Origin of the sequence: Nostoc sp. 'Peltigera membranacea cyanobiont' 232 (genome assembly GCF_002245985.1) — a bacterium.
Classification (GTDB): Bacteria; Cyanobacteriota; Cyanobacteriia; order Cyanobacteriales; family Nostocaceae; genus Nostoc.
Genome location: NZ_NOLK01000010.1, coordinates 59,426 through 77,137, shown reverse-complemented (window position 1 = coordinate 77,137; position 17,712 = coordinate 59,426). Strand labels below are relative to the sequence as shown.

Genomic DNA, 17,712 nt, shown 5'->3' with positions numbered 1-17,712 from the left:
ACATTTTAGTCAGTAGATTGACGGATGCCTACTGATAAAACAATCTAATTCATAGTCATAACGAGTTTATATATAAAGCATACTCGATATGATTATGAATTACAAGGAATTTTTTTGTATTTTACTAAGATGTAGAAGGGATATATCGCCTCTATACTGCTTTTCAGGTATTTAAATGTTTGAGAATCAACGAACAAACATCTGTCGCCTCAATTTGATGTTCATTAACTAAATCAGTTTGGTGGGTGATAAATAGAGGCCCTTCAGATGGAGAAGTGGTGATATTACCGTGAGAGCCACGCACCAGGGAAGCATCCAGAGGAATCACATCCATTAAGTAGCGAAAACCCAGTTGTTTCTTAAGTAACTTGAGAGCAATTTTTCCTTGAGGAAACTTAATTTGCGGATCGAGGAAAAGTTCTACAGGATCGTAACCAGGTTTGCGGTGGATATCTACAGTTCTAGCAAAATCAGGCGCTTTGGCATCATCGAGCCAATAATAATAGGTAAACCAAGCATCAGATTGAGCGATCGCTACCAACTCTCCCGATCTAGGATGATCGAGATGGTAGGCTTGTTTACCCTCTTCATCCAATACCTGCGCCACGCCTTCAGTCGCTTCTAAAAGCGATCGCACTTTCGGGATATACGCCGGATCGTTCACATATACATGAGCAATTTGGTGATCGGCAACAGCAAAGGCAATGCTAGCCCCAAAATCGAGCAGTTCTCGCCCTAATTCTTCCCGCACAGCAATTAAACCATTTTCCCGTAATACGCGGTTCAAATCCACAGCTTTAGAGACTGGGGTAATGCCATACTCAGAAAGAATAATTACCTGAGTATTACGTGCTTGATAATATTCAATTAAATCCCCACAAACAGCATCAATTTCTCGTAAATCTGCTTGAATCTGTGTTTGATTGTTACCAAACTTTTGCAGACAGTAATCTAAATGTGGTAGATAAACTAGTGATAATGTCGGGCTATAGCGTTCCTCAATCCACTTTGCGGAATTGGCAATCCATTGGCTAGAACTAATAGAAGTTTTTGGCCCCCAGAAATCGAACAGAGGGAAGTTTCCTAAATCAGATTGAATTTGCGATCGCACATCACTAGGATGGGTATAAATATCAGGTAATTTTCTCCCATCTGCGGGATACATCGGGCGCGGCGTAATCGCATAATCTGCTGTAGAGTACATGTTGTACCACCAAAAAAGGTTGGCACAAGTGAAATTTTGGTCAATTGATTTAGCTATTTCCCAAACTTTGGGAGCCTGGACTAGTTTATTAGATTGTCGCCAAAACTTCACTTCACATTCATCACGGAAGTACCAACCATTAGCGACAATACCATGTTCGTCAGGCAATTTTCCTGTTAAATAAGTAGCCTGAACCGAACAAGTTACAGCAGGTAGCACTTTTTTGATAGGAACCACTTGCCCAATAGCCGCCCAAGAAGATAAAAACGGCGTGTTTTCTCCTAGCAAACTAGGCGTTAATCCCACGACATTTAGAACAACCGTTTTATGCATAAACTAAATCCTCTCTTATACCAATTAAAAAACTAAGTAGAGCGGCGTGAATAATTGAAGGTTTGTAGTGAGGGCTTCAGCCCTCAAAAGAGGACTAAAGTCCTCACTACGAACTCATCTTAATGTGTTTTATATTACTTAATCTACTTTGATTTATTCTCGCCTACTTACTTGACTAAAAAAGCACAATAACGCATCTCTACAGATTTAAACCAGAAAACCCAGCTTAAATCTTAATTTATTAATTACGAATTACGAATTACGAATTACGAATTAATTTTAATACCCACTCATATTCTCGCTGAATAGAAGTCAGCATATCTATCTTCATTTCTGATGGCAATACATCCCAAGTGTAAGTCTCAATTTCTAAATGTGAGCAAGCATTGTTTGTCTGAAGTAGCTGTAAAACAGTAGCAATATCATCTTGGGTAGATTGCAAAATTTGATAATCATGAATAAAAATTGGGACATGGAAGTGAGTGCGCCATTCTTCAGCGAGAGATTGCTCTAAATGTGGTAATGCAGTTATTAAGTCAGGATAGTGATGGAGTGTACCATCGCTGCGACGTTCGATTACTTGGTGGAGATAAGTAGATTCTGCAAAAGGACGTAAACGTTCAACTATCAAACTACGCTTCTCAACATCAGTAGGTATTTTTACTTTAATTGCAGCGCTAATTTGAATCTTGCCAATCTTAATTCCTGCCGATTGCAAACGTGCAAATACAGATTCTGGTTCCTCATATTCAACAGAGAAATGGCAGGTATCATAGCAAACCCGAACGTGTTCTAGCAATTTAGCCTCTGCTAAATCCTGCTCAATATTGAATTCTTCTGATAAATAACTACTGCCAATGGGCAATAACCAATTTTGATAAAAATCAATTACTTCTGAGGTATTTTCAATTAAACCATCAGGCTCAGGTTCTAAATCAATATGAAGTATCTTTCCAGTTTCTTCATAGATACGAATCATTTCTCCAACAACTGATGCTATATTCAAACAACTCTTTTTCAGAACAGTCTCGAAAGTTTCTTGGTCTTTTACCCACCAAGGCTTATAAGATAATGGCAGTGTAGAAATTCCACCATCTAGTCCTTCGGGTAACAAAACAGCTAAAATTTGTGCCAAGTTTAATGTATAATTTACCCGTTCTTGTGTAGACCAATCTGGTGCATAAACTTGGTCTTTTACTACCTGTCGATGAAATCCGCCATAAGGGAATCCATTTAAGGTGAAAACATATAAATTATGTTGAGTTAGCCATGCTTGGAATTGAGCTAAATTATTATTTTCTAAAAGTTGCGTTGCTGCAATATCTGCTAACCTCAAGCCAATACCAAAAGATTCTGTAGGCGATAAACGTGACTTGAGTTCGGGAATATACTTTTCTAAATTGGCGAAAACCTCTAGCCAACTTTCACCAGGATGAATATTGGTGCAATAAGTTAAGTGAAAGTTGCTGTTTTTTGTAATTTTCATTTTCTAGTTTGATCCCTTGTATAGGAATCCGGTTTGATTTCTGAAAAGATACGTAGGGTGCGTTACGCTGTCGCTAACACACCAAACCCTTGATAATGGTGCGTTACGAACTTCGTTCTAACACACCCTACATACCTAATTTTGTTCAAAAATCAAATAGGAGTCCTATATATGTAATCTGTTTTCTTTGGCTTAAACTATTTCACAAAATACTTGCTACATATTCATGTGTAGGGGCGCACATCTATTCATTGGTGTCAACTTAAGCCGAAAACTATATCGGACAGGCGTTTTGCCCTCACGCCCTCATCCCCTAACCCCTTCTCCCAAGGGAGAAGGGGAATTGAATGTCTAGCTCCCCTCTCCCTTGGGGAGAGGGGCTGGGGGTGAGGGCAAAACGTTGTCATCAATGCAAATCTATACGCCCCTACAGCCAATTAATGGTATTACTGGGTGTATACATTCCAATTTAAGTAACAGCAAATACTTTTGCTAACTTCATCGAAAATGGTAGCAAAATTAGAACGAATAAACCGTAATACAAACCAGCAAAACCAGATGCAACGGTTGCATCTAAGACTATTAGAGATAAAACACCTATTTTGACGGCATTGCGGATATTTTCGGCTATCGGTTCCCGCGCAGCTTTGATAAAATTAGGCAAGATTCGGATAGCTAATAAAACAGCAAATGGTAGTGCTGCGATCGCTGTATACTCTCCTAATAATCCTAAAGCTAAAACTGCCGTCAAAACTATTGCAATTAGCAGTAGTGCAACTACTCCCGTAATTTTCTTACCTCCGTGAACTTCACCCTGACTAATTGCGGTGATAGCAGCAATATAAATAATAGGAATCAGCGCTAAATACCAGCGTTCTCTGATAATTTCTGGTACAGCACTTACGCCTAATAATAAGTTACTGCCACGACACAAACCCATATTAAGCGGGCCGAAAAAAGGATGATGTTTGGCGAGTGAATCATACAGGAGGCATGAAAGAATGATGAATGTAGCGATCGCAGCACTCAACAACGATACTTGGAAAGCAGCTATAATGCCGATTGCAAACAGTATACTCCCCAATAAAGTAGCATTTTGACGAGATACGCGACCACTGGGAATTGCTCTATTTGGTCGCTCTTTTGCGTCTAATTCCGCATCGAAAACATCATTAAAAACTATACCGCCGCCGTATAAACCAGTTGTCGCTAATAGCAACCAACCTAATGGAATTAGTATGGCTAAATTTACTTCTCCATTGATTAATTCAGTCAAAATACTCCCAGAGCCGGAAGCAGCAAAACCAACAAGAATATCCGCCCAAGCAGTAACAATATTAGCAGGACGCATCAATTCCAGATAACCCCGCCAGCTTTGAAAATTTAAGCTTGCAACATTCACTTATCTGCCTCCATGCCTACTAATTTCTTAAAATTAAGATAGAAATATCTTTTACAATCCCCCATACCCCAATCCCAATTTTTTACTCAATCAACACATAATCTGAAACTGATTCGATTCCTGGTTCCTGTCCCCGCAGCACAGAATTACCACTAAATAACTGACGCTGATCGACAGATTGCGAATTGAGCCAGTCTGACGCTTTCATCTGCCCCGTTTGACTGTAAGCAGCTAGGGCATTTTCATAACAAACTGCTCGCACATGTTCTTCAGAAATGCCCCTATCTAACATCAACTGAGCCGTTTTCGGAACTGCCAAAGGATCGCTAATACCCCAATCAGCACTACTATCTACAATGATCCGATTGCATCCATACTTACGGACAACTTCTACCATCCTGGCGTTACCCATCTTCGTTTGTGGATAAATCGTGAAAGCCGCCCAAAAACCTCTTGCTAATACTTCTTCAACGGTTTCCTCATTGTTGTGATCGATAATTACTTGTGAAGGATCTAAACCATATTCAATACAGCGTTCCATACTCTGAATTGCACCCGCTTTCTTGTTGCGGTGGGGAGTATGAATTAGTACCAACATATCGAGTTCTTTGGCTAATGCTAACTGTTGACAAAAGTACTTATCTTCTGCTTCTGTCATATCGTCATAGCCAATTTCGCCAATGGCAACAACTCCTTCTTTACAGGCAAAAAGTGGTAGCAGTTCTATAACTTCTGCCGCTAATGCCTCATTGTTAGCTTCCTTCGGATTTAGGCCGATTGTGCAGTAATGTTGGATGCCAAATTGACTAGCACGAAACCTCTCCCAACCTACAAGACTGCTGAAGTAGTCTTTAAAAGTGCCCGCGTTGGTTCGCGGTTGTCCTAACCAAAAAGCTGGTTCAATAACGGCAACAATGCCATATTCCCGCATTACTAAGTAATCGTAAGTAGTACGGGAACACATGTGAATGTGAGGATCGATAAACATGACGGTGTGGTTTGATAATTGGGCATTGGGATTAGGGGAGAAGTGATAGGTAACAGGCGATCGAGAATAATCTGTAACCTGTTACTTATTCCCTTCTTCACTCCCTTCTATTTGTAAACAAAGAGGCGTTGGCACGCAGCCCGTCGCAAGCGTTGCGGCTAAAACTGCTCCAAGTCAGATTACCTTGTTGAATGGATGACTGTAAATCTGGGTAACGAGAAAGTAATGCTTGTGCTTCGGGTAAAGGAGACTCAGCGCAAGCTAACGCTGCTGCTTGTTGCTCGTCTGTATCTCCACGAGCTAGTACTTTTTCCAAATCTGTGATGATGGCGCTATCTGCAAACGGCCCTACAGGTCGCCAAAGTTCTGGCGTAACTGAGCGTTTAGCTGCCCAACGTTCATGGGCATAGTCTGCCAACATCCTCGCTAATTCTGGGTTAGCACGCCGATCGAGTCCCCAAATTAGATGCAAAGGACTGCCGACAAACACAGCCTTCAGCACCATCTGATTCCAAGCAGCATTATCTAAATAATCGGCTGGATAAGGGTTACGTAGTGCTATAGCTTGAAATACATTACTCATATTGCTGCGAATTCCCTCAGCAGCGCGGTGGCGATGTAATTCTGGATGTGGTAGCAAGGGCAAACTTTGATACAGGGCAACTAACTCCCCCATATCGGCAGTAGAAAAGACTCGATCGAGCGATCGCACATACCCCTCAGCATCATCGTGGGGCAAAGCTAGAAGCAAGAGTGTGCGACCCGCTCGATCTACACTCCAATTACCAGGATACCAACCTGGAATCGCGTCCTGTGCTGATTCCAAGTCCTGGAATGTTAGCTGCAAATCCTGTTTACCTAGATAACGCGGCACAGCACTAAATGCCGTGAAAAAAACTCTCTCAGCAGCGCCGCTAGCAATCTGTGTCTGCTTCTGTTCCAGCCAAGCAAAAGCTTTCTCTGAAACAGACTTTAACAGCCAGTGATGCAGTAACTTGTTTACTTTACTCATGATGAATTTCAGGAGAAGTTGCCCAACTTTTTTGTGACAACTAAGTATAAAATTTACCACTAAACTTGATAGTTTGTGATTAAAGCAGCTAGATAATATACTACTAATATCAGAACTTCACCGAATCTATAAAAATCTCCTAACTTTAAAGAAGATATTGTAAAGATATAATTTTGATTAGATAAATTTGAAATTTATCTTACGTAAAAACTTTAGAATTTTTATGTAATGATGATATCTATTGCCAACCTCAGATATAAAATCTAGGCATCAATCAAATTAGAAATTAATGTTATTTTTAACTTTATCCTACTAGGTAAAAGCAGTTAAAAAACATATTTTTTTAGTGTTTATACTTGTCTAGTAAATTATTTATATATTGAAGTTCTCAATTTAATTATTGTGTTAATTCTGCTGCCAAATTTAATTTTATTGCCTCTATTTCCAGTTAGTTAAAAACTTTTAATATCCCAATGGCTATTCAACAAAAAACTGCTCTGACTCTGCAACCAATTAACCAACGTGTCCGCGTCACGTTTAATTATGATGTTCACTTCACTAAAGGTCTGTTTGAGTTAGATAATCCTTTACTAGCACAAGTGATTGCTACAGAAGGAGAGACAACTCCAAAACAAGTGCTAGCAGTGGTAGATGGAGGATTTTTACAGTATCAGGATAGGTTGCTAGAAAAATTATCAGTTTACGCCCAGTGTTATGGAGATGCGATCGCTTTGGCTGGTGAGCCGATGGTAGTTCCGGGTGGAGAAGCAGTCAAAAACGATTCTAGATTTATAGAGCAAATTCATCAGCAAATCAATGCATCTGGATTGTGTCGTCACTCCTACGTCTTAGCAATTGGAGGTGGAGCCGTGCTAGACATGGTAGGATACGCAGCAACAACGGCTCACCGAGGAATTCGGCTGCTACGAGTACCAACAACAGTATTAGGGCAAAACGATTCGGGCGTAGGGGTAAAGAACGGAATCAATGCCTTTGGCAAGAAGAACTTTTTAGGTACATTCATGCCACCTTATGCTGTATTGAATGACTTTGATTTTCTTACTAGCCTTGACGATCGAGATTGGCGATCGGGTATTGCAGAAGCGGTAAAAGTAGCGCTGATTAAAGATGCAGATTTCTTCGATTTCATTATGACTAATGCCAAAAAATTGGCTAATCGAGACATGGACATAATGGAAAGGCTGATCTATCGCTGTTCGCAGTTACATTTAGAGCATATTGCTGGTAGCGGCGACCCCTTTGAAATGGGTTCATCGCGTCCTTTGGACTTTGGACACTGGGCTGCTCACAAACTAGAGCATTTAACTAATTACAGCTTACGTCACGGTGAAGCTGTAGCGATCGGCATTGCTTTAGATACAACCTATTCATATTTAACAGGGCAACTATTGCAATCTGAGTGGCAAAGGGTTATAACTACACTCAGTAAATTGGGCTTTACCTTATATGTATCAGCACTGACAGAACAATTAGATCGACTTGACCATCCCCATTGTCTATTTAGGGGGCTTACGGAGTTCCGCGAACACTTGGGAGGAAAATTGACAATCACTCTTCTACAAGGAATCGGACAAGGAATAGAAGTTCACCAGGTGGATTTGTCTTTATATAGAGATGCTATTTTGATGCTGCAAGATTGGGAACTTTCGCATTAACTCTCCTTATCTCCTCAACCCCCCTTGGTGTTCGCAATGAAAACCTTTATGCTCCCAAGCTTGCATATCTACTTCGGTAAGTCTTGTCACATTTGAGCATTGTGGTTGAATAATTTGACTTAAAATCGCCCACAACAGGCTGCGGGTTAAATCTAATCCAGTTTTGCGCCAAGATTCATTATTACCAGGAACACCCAACTCCTCAACAATCTGTGGCTCTACCCAAATACCATGAGCGCCCAAGAGAATCTGTGCCATCCATAAGGCTCTGGGTAAGTGACTTGGCGAAGTAATCAACATGACTTTATGCACTCCCCAACGCCGGAGAATCGGGATACCATAATAAAAATTTTCAAAAGTAGAATTCGCGCACTTTTCTAACCAAACGTTTTGTAACTCTGCTAATTCCGGCTGAAAAATTAACCATATACAAGGATCTGGGGAACCATGAGAAATTAAAATTGGGGTTTGCGGGTATTGTTTGGCTAATTGGGCAACATAAGTTTCTCGACGAATACTGCCACCAAGCACAAAGAAGGCATCTACTGGCTGTGAAGAAGCAAAAACTAAGGTTATAGTAGTAAAAATCAGCCAACTGCCCAAAACAAAGTACAATACGCCAGTTAGTTTTCGTAACAATTGCCACAGATTAGCAATTTTTTTTTTAATAGAAATTAACGATTTGATGGTAAATTTACGTTTCATGACTTTGGTAAGAAAACCTGATTTAATAGCTGTCTAACAGTCCTGCAATTAAGCGATCAAAGTGCTATCTTATAAAAGTAATGAATCAGTACAAACATGACGCTAATCAAAGTGTCACATGTTAAGTATAGCCTTCCGGAGACGGCTAACAAACTGAGAAATGGTTGTTAATAATGCAGTATTTTCGGCATCATTACAACAATAAAAATGATGAAGAGAGCATAGCTTAGTTTGGGGTATAAAAACTTAAAAATTTCTGGAAAGCCTGATTGCTAAACTGTCAACAACACAATTATTCCAGCTAATATACATGAACCAATCTGCGAAAAGTTACTCACCGCTCCAAGTAGCCTTGATTGGTGGAGCGATCGCCACAACTGCTACGATGTCTGTGTTCGGCCCTGCTTGGACTCGTGATGTCCGTGCCGCTCTAGCCCTACAAGACAGCCCGAAAGTGATAGTTGACCAAGTGTGGCAACTGGTGAATCATGAGTATGTTGATGGTAAATTTAATCAACAAGATTGGCAAGCAACCAGGCAAAGCCTGTTGAGCAAAGACTATTCTTCTCGGGAAGAAGCATACACTGCCATCCGCGAAGCTTTACAAAAGTTGGGAGATCCTTACACTCGATTCATGGATCCCAAACAGTTTGAAGCCTTAACTAGCCAAACATCTGGTGAAGTCTCTGGTATTGGCGTTCGGATGGAAGTCAACGAAAAAACTCAGCGCCTCACTGTCGTCGAAGCCATAGAAAATTCTCCAGCACTGAAAGCTGGGATCAAAGCAGGTGATGAAATTTTGGCAATTGACGGCAAATCCACTCTCAAAATGAAAGTGGATGACGCTTCCAAGTTAATTCGCGGGAAAGCGGGTAGTCCCATCAAGCTAAAGCTGGGACGAGCAGGGCAAAATGCCTTTGAATTGAAGCTAACCAGAGCAAGTATTGAAGTACCAACGGTACGTTATACCCTCAGACAAGAAGGAAATCGCCGCGTCGGTTATATCCGTTTGCGAGAATTTAGCGCCCACGCCGCAGATCAAATGCAACGAGCTATCCGCGATTTGAACAGTAAGAAAGTTGATTCTTATGTCTTAGATTTGCGGGGAAATCCTGGCGGGTTGTTACAAGCGAGTATTGAAATCGCTCGCATGTGGTACGATAACGGCGGAATTGTCAAGACAGTAGACCGTGTAGGCGGCACTGAGGAAACTAAAGCCAATCGCACTGCTTTAACAAATCGTCCCTTAGCAGTCCTAGTAGATGGGAATTCAGCTAGTGCTAGCGAAATCCTCACAGGGGCACTCAAGGATAATAAGCGGGCAGTAGTCGTAGGTGGTCAAACCTTTGGTAAAGCACTAGTGCAGTCAGTTCATGAACTTGCAGATGGTTCCGGCTTGGCTGTCACCATTGCCCATTACTATACCCCGGCGGGAACAGATATTAACCATAAAGGGATTGCCCCAGATATCAAGCTAGACTTGACAGAGGCACAAGAGCGGCAATTAGCTTCTAATCCAGATTTAATCGGAACTAAGAGCGATCCGCAATATGCTCGAGCGATCGCAATTTTATCAAATAATAACTTTGCCCAGCCACCAGCAAATCAGCCCACTCGCCCTATGAGCCGCGCCGATAGCTTGAAATTTTAGATTGACGCAAATGATTTCTTACCAGGTGTTTATATAGTAGTATTCCCAAATCCAAATTTATGGAGTTACGAAAACTGCTCAATATACCGTTCTAAGATTTTGGTTTGGGAATACTAGCTAGTAATCCCATCTCCCAAATCTCAGATTTATGAATCATCAGCCAGTTGATGCAACCACCGCCACCAGTTTTTTACCAATGGTGTCGGTGGTTGTTCCTATTTATAACGGTGAGGCAGATTTACCAGAATTAATCAATTGTCTGTTGTCTCAAACTTACCCAAAAGAGCGGGTAGAGTACTTGTTGGTGGACAATAACAGTAGCGATCGCACTCTCAGTATCCTCAAAACATCTGCCGAAAACTGCCCAATTACAATTCGCCCCTTGAGCGAAACCCAAATTCAAAGCTCATACTCCGCTCGGAATACTGGGATTCGCGCCGCTACGGGTGAGATTATCGTTTTTACCGATGCAGATTGTCGCCCACAACCGCAATGGTTAGATACATTAATTCAGCCTTTTGTCAATAAAGAAGTGGTAGTTGTCGCTGGGGAAATTTTGGCATTACCAGGCACAACTCTGCTAGAACAACACGCAGACCGTGAAGAAACTTTGTCGCAAAAGCATACCCTTAAACATGCCTTTCGTCCCTATGGACAAACGGCTAATTTGGCGATTCGACGCACTGCTTTAGAAAAAGCGGGTTTATTTCGTCCTTATCTTACCACTGGTGGCGATGCCGATATTTGCTGGCGGATTTTGGGGGAAAACATCGGGCGTTTGGAATTTGCCCCGAATGCGATCGTTCAGCACCGCCATCGCGCCACACTTCAAGAACTGCAAAGTCAATGGCAGCGTTATGGACGCTCAAATCGCTATCTGCACGAATTACACGGTGTAGAGTTGATGCGAGATATGACACCCAAAGAATACGGCTATCGTTTGGTACGTTGGTTATTGAAGGAAGTACCAAGGGATATTAAGAAGGCGTTGGCACAGCCCAACCCAGGTATCGCAAGTCAAGCCACCCTTGTAGATTTATTAAATACCCCCATTGGTTTGTTCACAGCGAGGGCGCGGACTGCTGGGCAAAGAGATGCCAAGCTGCCAGAGAATGCCAAGATAATCGATCGATTGTAATGGAATAGGGGCGCACATCTGTGCGCCCCTATTCCATTACCTATTAATTCTCTCTTACACTTTGCAAGTCAGCAAAGGGACAATAATTATCATCCTAGATTGCTGAAATCCCACAGAGTAAGGGTATTGGCTTTTACTCCAATGAGTGTGGCTAAGAGTTCACCATCCTGTTTACTGATTAGAGTATCACTGCTATTAGTGCCAATACCTTGAGTAATAGCGAGCTGTTCAAAGGTCAGACCACTCATTAAACCCAGGTAATCGCTACCGACCGTAAAGTTGAAAATGGTGTCACTTCCAGACTCGCTTGCCAGCACAAACATATCACGACCACTACCGCCATAAAACGTATCTTCACCTATTCCACCATTCAGGATATTGTCACCGCCACCTGTAAGATAGTCGTTGCCACCCCTGTTGTAGATTGGCTCCTTACCGTCATTACCGAAGAGATTATATCCACCCTGTGCTTGGGGGATATCGGCGTAAAGTACATCGTTACCAGCACCACCATCTAGCGAGTTGTTACCAGCGCCACCGTAAAGTTGATCGTCGCCGTCATTACCAAAGAGATAATCATCTCCATCCTCTCCTTTCAGGATATCGGCATTGTCACCACCCTGAAGATTGTCATTACCACTGCCTCCATAAAGAGTGTCGTTACCTTCTTGACCAAATAGCTGGTCGTCACCTTCACCACCTATAATCTGGTCATCGCCCAATCCACCATCTAGGTAATCATTATCAGCGTCACCATCAAGAATATCGTTACCTGCGCCGCCGTAGAGTTGGTCGTTGCCCGATCCGGCTAGGATTTGGTCATTGCCTAACCCACCTTCTAGGTAGTCATCGCCAGCACCCGCATTAAGAATGTCGTTTCCTTCTTGACCAGAGAGGAGATCGTTGCCATCGCCTCCCAAGAGATTGTCATCACCGACTCCACCATATAAGTTGTCATTATCAGCCCCGCCATTGAGGGTGTCGCTACCGTCTTGACCGTAAAGGTAATCATTACCTATGCCTCCGGTCAGTTGGTCATCACCGTTTCCACCTTCAAGGTAATCATTGCCAACACTGCCATCAAGGATGTCATTGCCATCTCCACCATATAGTTGGTCGTTGCCGTCGCCACCATCTAATTGATCGGCACCAGAACCACCATCTAAGTAGTCATTGCCAGTCTGTCCTAGCAGCTTATCAGCATCATTACCGCCATAAAGGAAGTCGTCGCCGATGCCACCATCGAGGTAGTCACGTCCTTGCTGCCCGAAGAGTTGGTCATCACCCGTGCCCCCTTCAAGGCGGTCATCGTCATTGCCGCCATCAAGATAGTCCTGACCTGCTTGACCGTAAAGGCGATCGCTACCATCTCTGCCATAGAGATAGTCATCTTCAGTCCCACCATCGAGGAAGTCAGCGCCAACGCCACCATCTAGGATATCGTAGCCTTGCTGACCGTAGAGGCGATCGTTACCTTCATTACCATTGAGTTCGTCATTGTCTAACCCGCCATCAAGGTAGTCATCGCCAGTATTACCGTTAAGTAGGTCATCACCTTGTTGACCATAAAGGCGATCGCTACCTTCGTTGCCATTGAGTGTATCATCGCCCGATCCACCATCGAGGTAGTCATCCCCCGCTTGCCCTAAGAGGAAATCTATACCAGTACCCCCGTAGAGAGCGTCATTTCCCACTCCACCGTAGAGGTTGTCATCACCAGCTTGACCGGAAAGTTGATCGTTACCGTCGTTGCCATAAAGTAGGTCATTACTATCACCTCCATCTACGAGGTCATTGCCTAACCCGCCATCTAGGGTGTCTTCACCGACTTGACCGTAGAGGCGATCGTTGCCTTCGTTACCATCAAGTCGGTCATTGCCATCACCTCCATCCAAGAAGTCATTACCCAACCCGCCATTTAGGGTATCTTTATCGGCCTGACCATAAAGTTGATCGTCTCCGTCTCCTCCATTGAGGTAGTCCTTGCCTATGCCACCATCAAGGAGGTCATCCCCTGTGCCACCATCAAGGAGGTCATCGCCTTCCTGACTATAAAGTTGGTCATTGCCATTGCTGCCATAAAGGAGGTCATTGCCTGCGCCACCTTCGAGATAGTCATTGCCAGTATCGCCATTTAAGGTATCGCTGCCGTCTTGACCGTAGAGTTGATCGTTGCTGTCTCCTCCATTCAGGTCGTCATTGCCAGCTTCACCTTTGAGGAGGTCTTCATCGGCTCGACCGTAGAGTTGATCGTTGCCGTCTCCACCGTAAAGGCGATCGCTTCCTGTACCGCCATCAAGCCAGTCATCGCCTGCTTCACCGTAAATTAGGTCATTGCCACCCAACCCACTGAGGATATTCTTGCCAGCGTCGCCGAAGAGTAAATCCTCAAATTCTGAACCTTCGAGGTTTTCAATGGCTTGGAGGCGATCGCCTTTGGCATCTCCAGCCAAGCCTGTACCCGTTGTGAGACTAACAGATACACGTGTCGCTGAGGTGAAATAAGAAGCTGTGTCATTGCCATCTCCGCCATTGAGATTATCGGCATCCGTACCCCCAACTAGGAAATCGTCACCGTTTTCGCCAGAGAGAGTGTCTTTACCACCCTCGCCAAAAATGATGTCGTTGCCATTTCTGGCGTTAACAACGTCATCGCCTTCTCCAGCGTGGATGATATTGGCTTTGGCATCACCGATGATGTCATCATTGAAAGCAGAACCGATGACATTTTCAACATTAAAGATTTGGTCAGTACCGCCAAAGCCGTCTTTAGCGTAGTTTTGCTCTAAGTTGACTATGACTTGGTTAGGATCGCGGCGATAACTAACGGTATCAATGCGATCGCCTCCGTCAAGAGAGTCATTGCCAGCATTGCCAATTAACAGGTCATTCCCGATTAAGCCGGAGATGCGGTTATCTAGGCTGTTGCCAATTAGAACATCATCAAATCCAGAGCCGATGATATTTTCTAGATTTCGTAGGGTATCTGTAGTGCCAAAGCCGTCTAAAGCTGTGCCTGGGGCGATCGTAAAGTTTGGTTCTGTGTCGGTAGGTATGAGGCTGGTTGTAACTATGGTTGTGTGGAAAGTTCCGCCGGGATTTTGGTAGTTCTCTGCTTCATTAATATTTACAACTACACCACTGGGTGAGTTGTCGTAGCTGACGGTATCGATTTCAGTATCACCGTTAATAAAGTCATTACCTGCTTCTCCCAGCAGCAGGTCGTTGCCTGATTCACCTAACAGCTGATCATCGTCAGCACCGCCGTATAGAGTGTCAGCATCAGCCCCGCCGTATAGACTATCAGTCTCAGCCCCGCCCACTAGCTCGTCATCGCCAGCATCACCATTAAGAATGTCATAGCCGTCTTCGCCGAAGAGTTTGTCATTTCCAGCTTCTCCATAAAGACGGTCATTGTCTATACCTCCGTAGAGGCGATCGCTGTCATCACCACCCGTTAGTTCGTCATCGCCAGCATCGCCATAGAGGAAGTCATTTCCGCTTTCACCATACAGGCTATCATTGCCTAGTCCGCCATTGAGAGTGTCATTGTCTGTACCCCCATAGAGGCGATCGCTGTCAGCACCACCTGTTAGTTCGTCATCGCCAGCATCGCCATAGAGGAAGTCATTCCCGCCTTCACCGAAGAGTTTGTCATTTTCCGCACCACCATTGAGAGTGTCATTCCCAATACCTCCGTAGAGTTGATCGATACCAATACCTCCGTAGAGTTGGTCATTGCCTGCCTCACCGTCCAAAAAGTCATCTCCAGAACCCCCATCTAGAATGTCATCTCCATCTACAAATTTATTTCCTTTGTCGTCTGTGAAACTATTACCGCCAATGAGAAAATCATTACCGGAACCACCATTTAGAATATCGCCTTGGAGACCACCATTTAGAATATCGTCCTCTTCATCACCCCACAGTTTATCAATGCCATCTCCACCAAGGAGTACATCATCGCCCTGATTACCGTGGAGAGAGTCATTACCTTCATTACCAGTTAATTGGTCATCTCCAGTTCCTCCATAAAAGACATCGGTGTTAGAACCTCCAACAAATACATCATCTTCTGAACCACCGTATAGTTCGGAAGCGACATTCGCATCAATAATGATAGTATCTTTGCCTGTATCGGCAAAGGCAATAATTTTACCAACATTGACGAAAGAATCTTGCTGATCAAATGCTGCGACTATTAGATTACTTGCATTCCCAGAAATCCGAAATTCTTCATTAATTTCTTCTGGTTTCACCTTCCGTTTATTGCGGTCTTGTTCCGAACCCACATTAAGACGTAAATTGCGGGTTGCAGAATCGTATGTTCCAAGATTTGGTTTAAACTCTTCAGATGAACCACTGCCACCACCAAAATTAAATAATGTAGTCTCGAAAAGCTTTACATCAAATTTCTTGCTCGGCAGGGGGAAGGGGAAACCAATTCTGGCTATTAAAGAACCCTGAAGTTTAACATCTCCACCCTCAATATCAAAGATATCAAAGCCAGATAAATTAGTAATTTTTGAGAGATGGAATTTTTCTGGTTTTCCTGGCAAGAAGAAATTGACATTTCCATCAATTCCAACTTCTCCTCCTGCTGCTACAAGACCAGCTTCTGCCTTCAGCTCGGCGCTTAAACCAGCACTAAGTTTAAAAATGGCTTCTCTACCATCAATGAATAATCCTTGAAGTGGATTGTTCTGTTTTAATCCAGAAGTATCATAACCAAAGTTTAGCCCAGGAGCCGACAAAGTTGCATTGCCAGAAAACGTGACAGTTAAGGGTATTGGAGAAGGAGGAATCGGGATGACACCGTATAATTGGTTATATGTAAACTTAACATCTGGAACACCAGTAATATTGAATTTGATTAAATTGGCATCTTTTCCTAAAAGTAAGTCAAAGGCAGTTTTAGGTGTTTCTAAAATCGGAAATGTTAGACCACTACCAGGAAGTCCCTTTGCTTGATCTAAAAAACTTTTAAGCCCTGAGTTGGATTTACCTATTTCCCCTAAAATATCTTTATTAGGTAATGGATTAACAATACCACTTGTATTCAGCGTAAATTCTCCTAATGAAATAGAATTGCTACTATTAGATAGGTTGTTTGCTGTTGTAATAAGTGATGATACTTGTTTAATAGTGTTAAAGAAAGTCTCTAATTTTTTTCCTCCACTACTGTTATAAGTTTTTGCAATGTTTAACAAATTAATTTTGATACCAACTTTGTCTAACCCAGGGATATTAGTAGTAAGTACACGATTAATTGATTCTAATGGTTTAATAACTTTGTTAATTTCGCCCAAGACTGGCTTAGTGAAATTCTGCACTAAAGAGTCTGTATCCAGTCCAACTTTAAAAGCAAGACTAGAATTTGGAACAGCTAGAGAAAAATCTGAACCGACAACTGTAAATTGTGGTAAACCTTTTCCAAAATTTGTTTTTAGAGAGAGAGCATCCAAATTTAGTTCGCCCTTGTCAACGTCAACCCATTTTATATCACCTAATCGACTAATAAAATGATTATCAAAGATTGTCTCTATGTTCTTAAAAATTTCATTTTCAGGGACAGAATTTATTATTTTTAGTGAATCTCCAATACTATTCTGTAACTCTTTAAAGTCAGTATTGAAAATACTAGGAGTTTTGAAATTCTCTAAAATCTTGCTGAGTTGTGATAAACTACCTTGAGCTTGTTGTACTGTTACCATGTGAATTAAATCCTATTTAAACTCAAATTTTTTCAAAAAAACAGAAATACAGTTGCCAGATATTGAAAAAGACTTTCTTGATCTACATTCGCCCCTCCCAAATCCCGATAACTTAAGTGCGATCGCATCCCAATTCCAAACCATTAGTCAGAAAAAACTAGCGAACGAATAAATATCGCCGCTCACAACTGCTATGGCTCAACTAGATGAAAAATTTATCGCACTCAACACCTTCCGGTGTTTGGGTAAACACTTTACCTGTGTTTAATCATTAGGTAAATTCCTGTACTACAACTGAATCACATCAATACTCTACAGCCTTGTATCAACTTTGACGGTCGGAAAAGGTCGGGAAAAGGTCGGGTCTTTTTGGTAGATTTACGTAAACTTTTGCGAAAAAATC

General features: G+C 42.5%; 10 protein-coding genes. 3 read left to right on the top strand and 7 right to left on the bottom strand.

The annotated features are described in order from the left end of the window. Positions 1-163: 163 nt before the first annotated feature. From CDG79_RS05610 to CDG79_RS05590, 5 genes are all read right to left on the bottom strand, one after another. The gene (locus tag CDG79_RS05610) at positions 164-1,537 is read right to left on the bottom strand and encodes an alkaline phosphatase family protein (RefSeq protein ID WP_094341246.1); all 1,374 of its coding nucleotides are present in this window, start codon (positions 1,535-1,537) and stop codon (positions 164-166) included. A 259-nt stretch (positions 1,538-1,796) separates the two neighbouring features. After that, positions 1,797-3,023, bottom strand: coding sequence for a metabolite traffic protein EboE (eboE, locus tag CDG79_RS05605; RefSeq protein WP_094341245.1), 1,227 nt, complete (start codon positions 3,021-3,023; stop codon positions 1,797-1,799). Positions 3,024-3,492: 469 nt separating this feature from the next. Then, positions 3,493-4,425: a UbiA-like protein EboC gene (gene eboC, locus CDG79_RS05600; protein WP_317616571.1), complete on the bottom strand. Its 933-nt coding sequence runs from the start codon at positions 4,423-4,425 to the stop codon at positions 3,493-3,495. 82 nt (positions 4,426-4,507) lie between these two features. Further along, entirely contained in the window at positions 4,508-5,413 is a 906-nt protein-coding gene (locus tag CDG79_RS05595) for a TatD family hydrolase (RefSeq protein ID WP_094341244.1), read from the bottom strand. A gap of 97 nt (positions 5,414-5,510) precedes the next feature. After that, positions 5,511-6,425 (bottom strand): EboA family metabolite traffic protein, encoded by a 915-nt coding sequence (locus CDG79_RS05590; protein WP_094341243.1) that lies wholly within the window; start codon positions 6,423-6,425, stop codon positions 5,511-5,513. 473 nt (positions 6,426-6,898) lie between these two features. Here CDG79_RS05590 and CDG79_RS05585 point away from each other — a divergent pair, with 473 nt between their 5' ends. Continuing rightward, positions 6,899-8,101 carry a 3-dehydroquinate synthase gene (locus CDG79_RS05585; protein WP_094341242.1) on the top strand — a complete coding sequence of 401 codons (1,203 nt, stop codon included), beginning with the start codon at positions 6,899-6,901 and terminating at the stop codon, positions 8,099-8,101. Positions 8,102-8,107: 6 nt separating this feature from the next. On the opposite strand, the gene CDG79_RS05580 is transcribed toward CDG79_RS05585, so the two are convergent. Continuing rightward, a complete protein-coding gene (locus CDG79_RS05580) occupies positions 8,108-8,806 on the bottom strand; it encodes a YdcF family protein (protein ID WP_189524891.1) in 699 nt (232 codons plus the stop codon). A 310-nt stretch (positions 8,807-9,116) separates the two neighbouring features. Between CDG79_RS05580 and ctpB the strand changes: the two genes are divergently transcribed. Both ctpB and CDG79_RS05570 read left to right on the top strand, forming a co-directional pair. Next, positions 9,117-10,457, top strand: coding sequence for a carboxyl-terminal processing protease CtpB (ctpB, locus tag CDG79_RS05575; protein ID WP_094328645.1), 1,341 nt, complete (start codon positions 9,117-9,119; stop codon positions 10,455-10,457). Between the two features lie 148 nt (positions 10,458-10,605). Next, on the top strand, positions 10,606-11,595 hold the full coding sequence (locus tag CDG79_RS05570; protein WP_094341241.1) for a glycosyltransferase: 990 nt from the start codon (positions 10,606-10,608) through the stop codon (positions 11,593-11,595). A gap of 89 nt (positions 11,596-11,684) precedes the next feature. On the opposite strand, the gene CDG79_RS05565 is transcribed toward CDG79_RS05570, so the two are convergent. Then, positions 11,685-17,309: a calcium-binding protein gene (locus tag CDG79_RS05565; RefSeq protein WP_094341240.1), complete on the bottom strand. Its 5,625-nt coding sequence runs from the start codon at positions 17,307-17,309 to the stop codon at positions 11,685-11,687. Between the last annotated feature and the right edge of the window lie 403 nt (positions 17,310-17,712).

Coding starts and splice junctions, on each gene's coding strand:
- CDG79_RS05610 (WP_094341246.1), bottom strand. CDS start 1,537: ATGCATAAAACGGTTGTTCTAAATGTCGTGGGATTAACGCCTAGTTTG.
- ctpB (WP_094328645.1), top strand. CDS start 9,117: ATGAACCAATCTGCGAAAAGTTACTCACCGCTCCAAGTAGCCTTGATT.
- CDG79_RS05590 (WP_094341243.1), bottom strand. CDS start 6,425: ATGAGTAAAGTAAACAAGTTACTGCATCACTGGCTGTTAAAGTCTGTT.
- CDG79_RS05565 (WP_094341240.1), bottom strand. CDS start 17,309: ATGGTAACAGTACAACAAGCTCAAGGTAGTTTATCACAACTCAGCAAG.
- CDG79_RS05585 (WP_094341242.1), top strand. CDS start 6,899: ATGGCTATTCAACAAAAAACTGCTCTGACTCTGCAACCAATTAACCAA.
- CDG79_RS05595 (WP_094341244.1), bottom strand. CDS start 5,413: ATGTTTATCGATCCTCACATTCACATGTGTTCCCGTACTACTTACGAT.
- CDG79_RS05580 (WP_189524891.1), bottom strand. CDS start 8,806: ATGAAACGTAAATTTACCATCAAATCGTTAATTTCTATTAAAAAAAAA.
- eboE (WP_094341245.1), bottom strand. CDS start 3,023: ATGAAAATTACAAAAAACAGCAACTTTCACTTAACTTATTGCACCAAT.
- CDG79_RS05570 (WP_094341241.1), top strand. CDS start 10,606: ATGAATCATCAGCCAGTTGATGCAACCACCGCCACCAGTTTTTTACCA.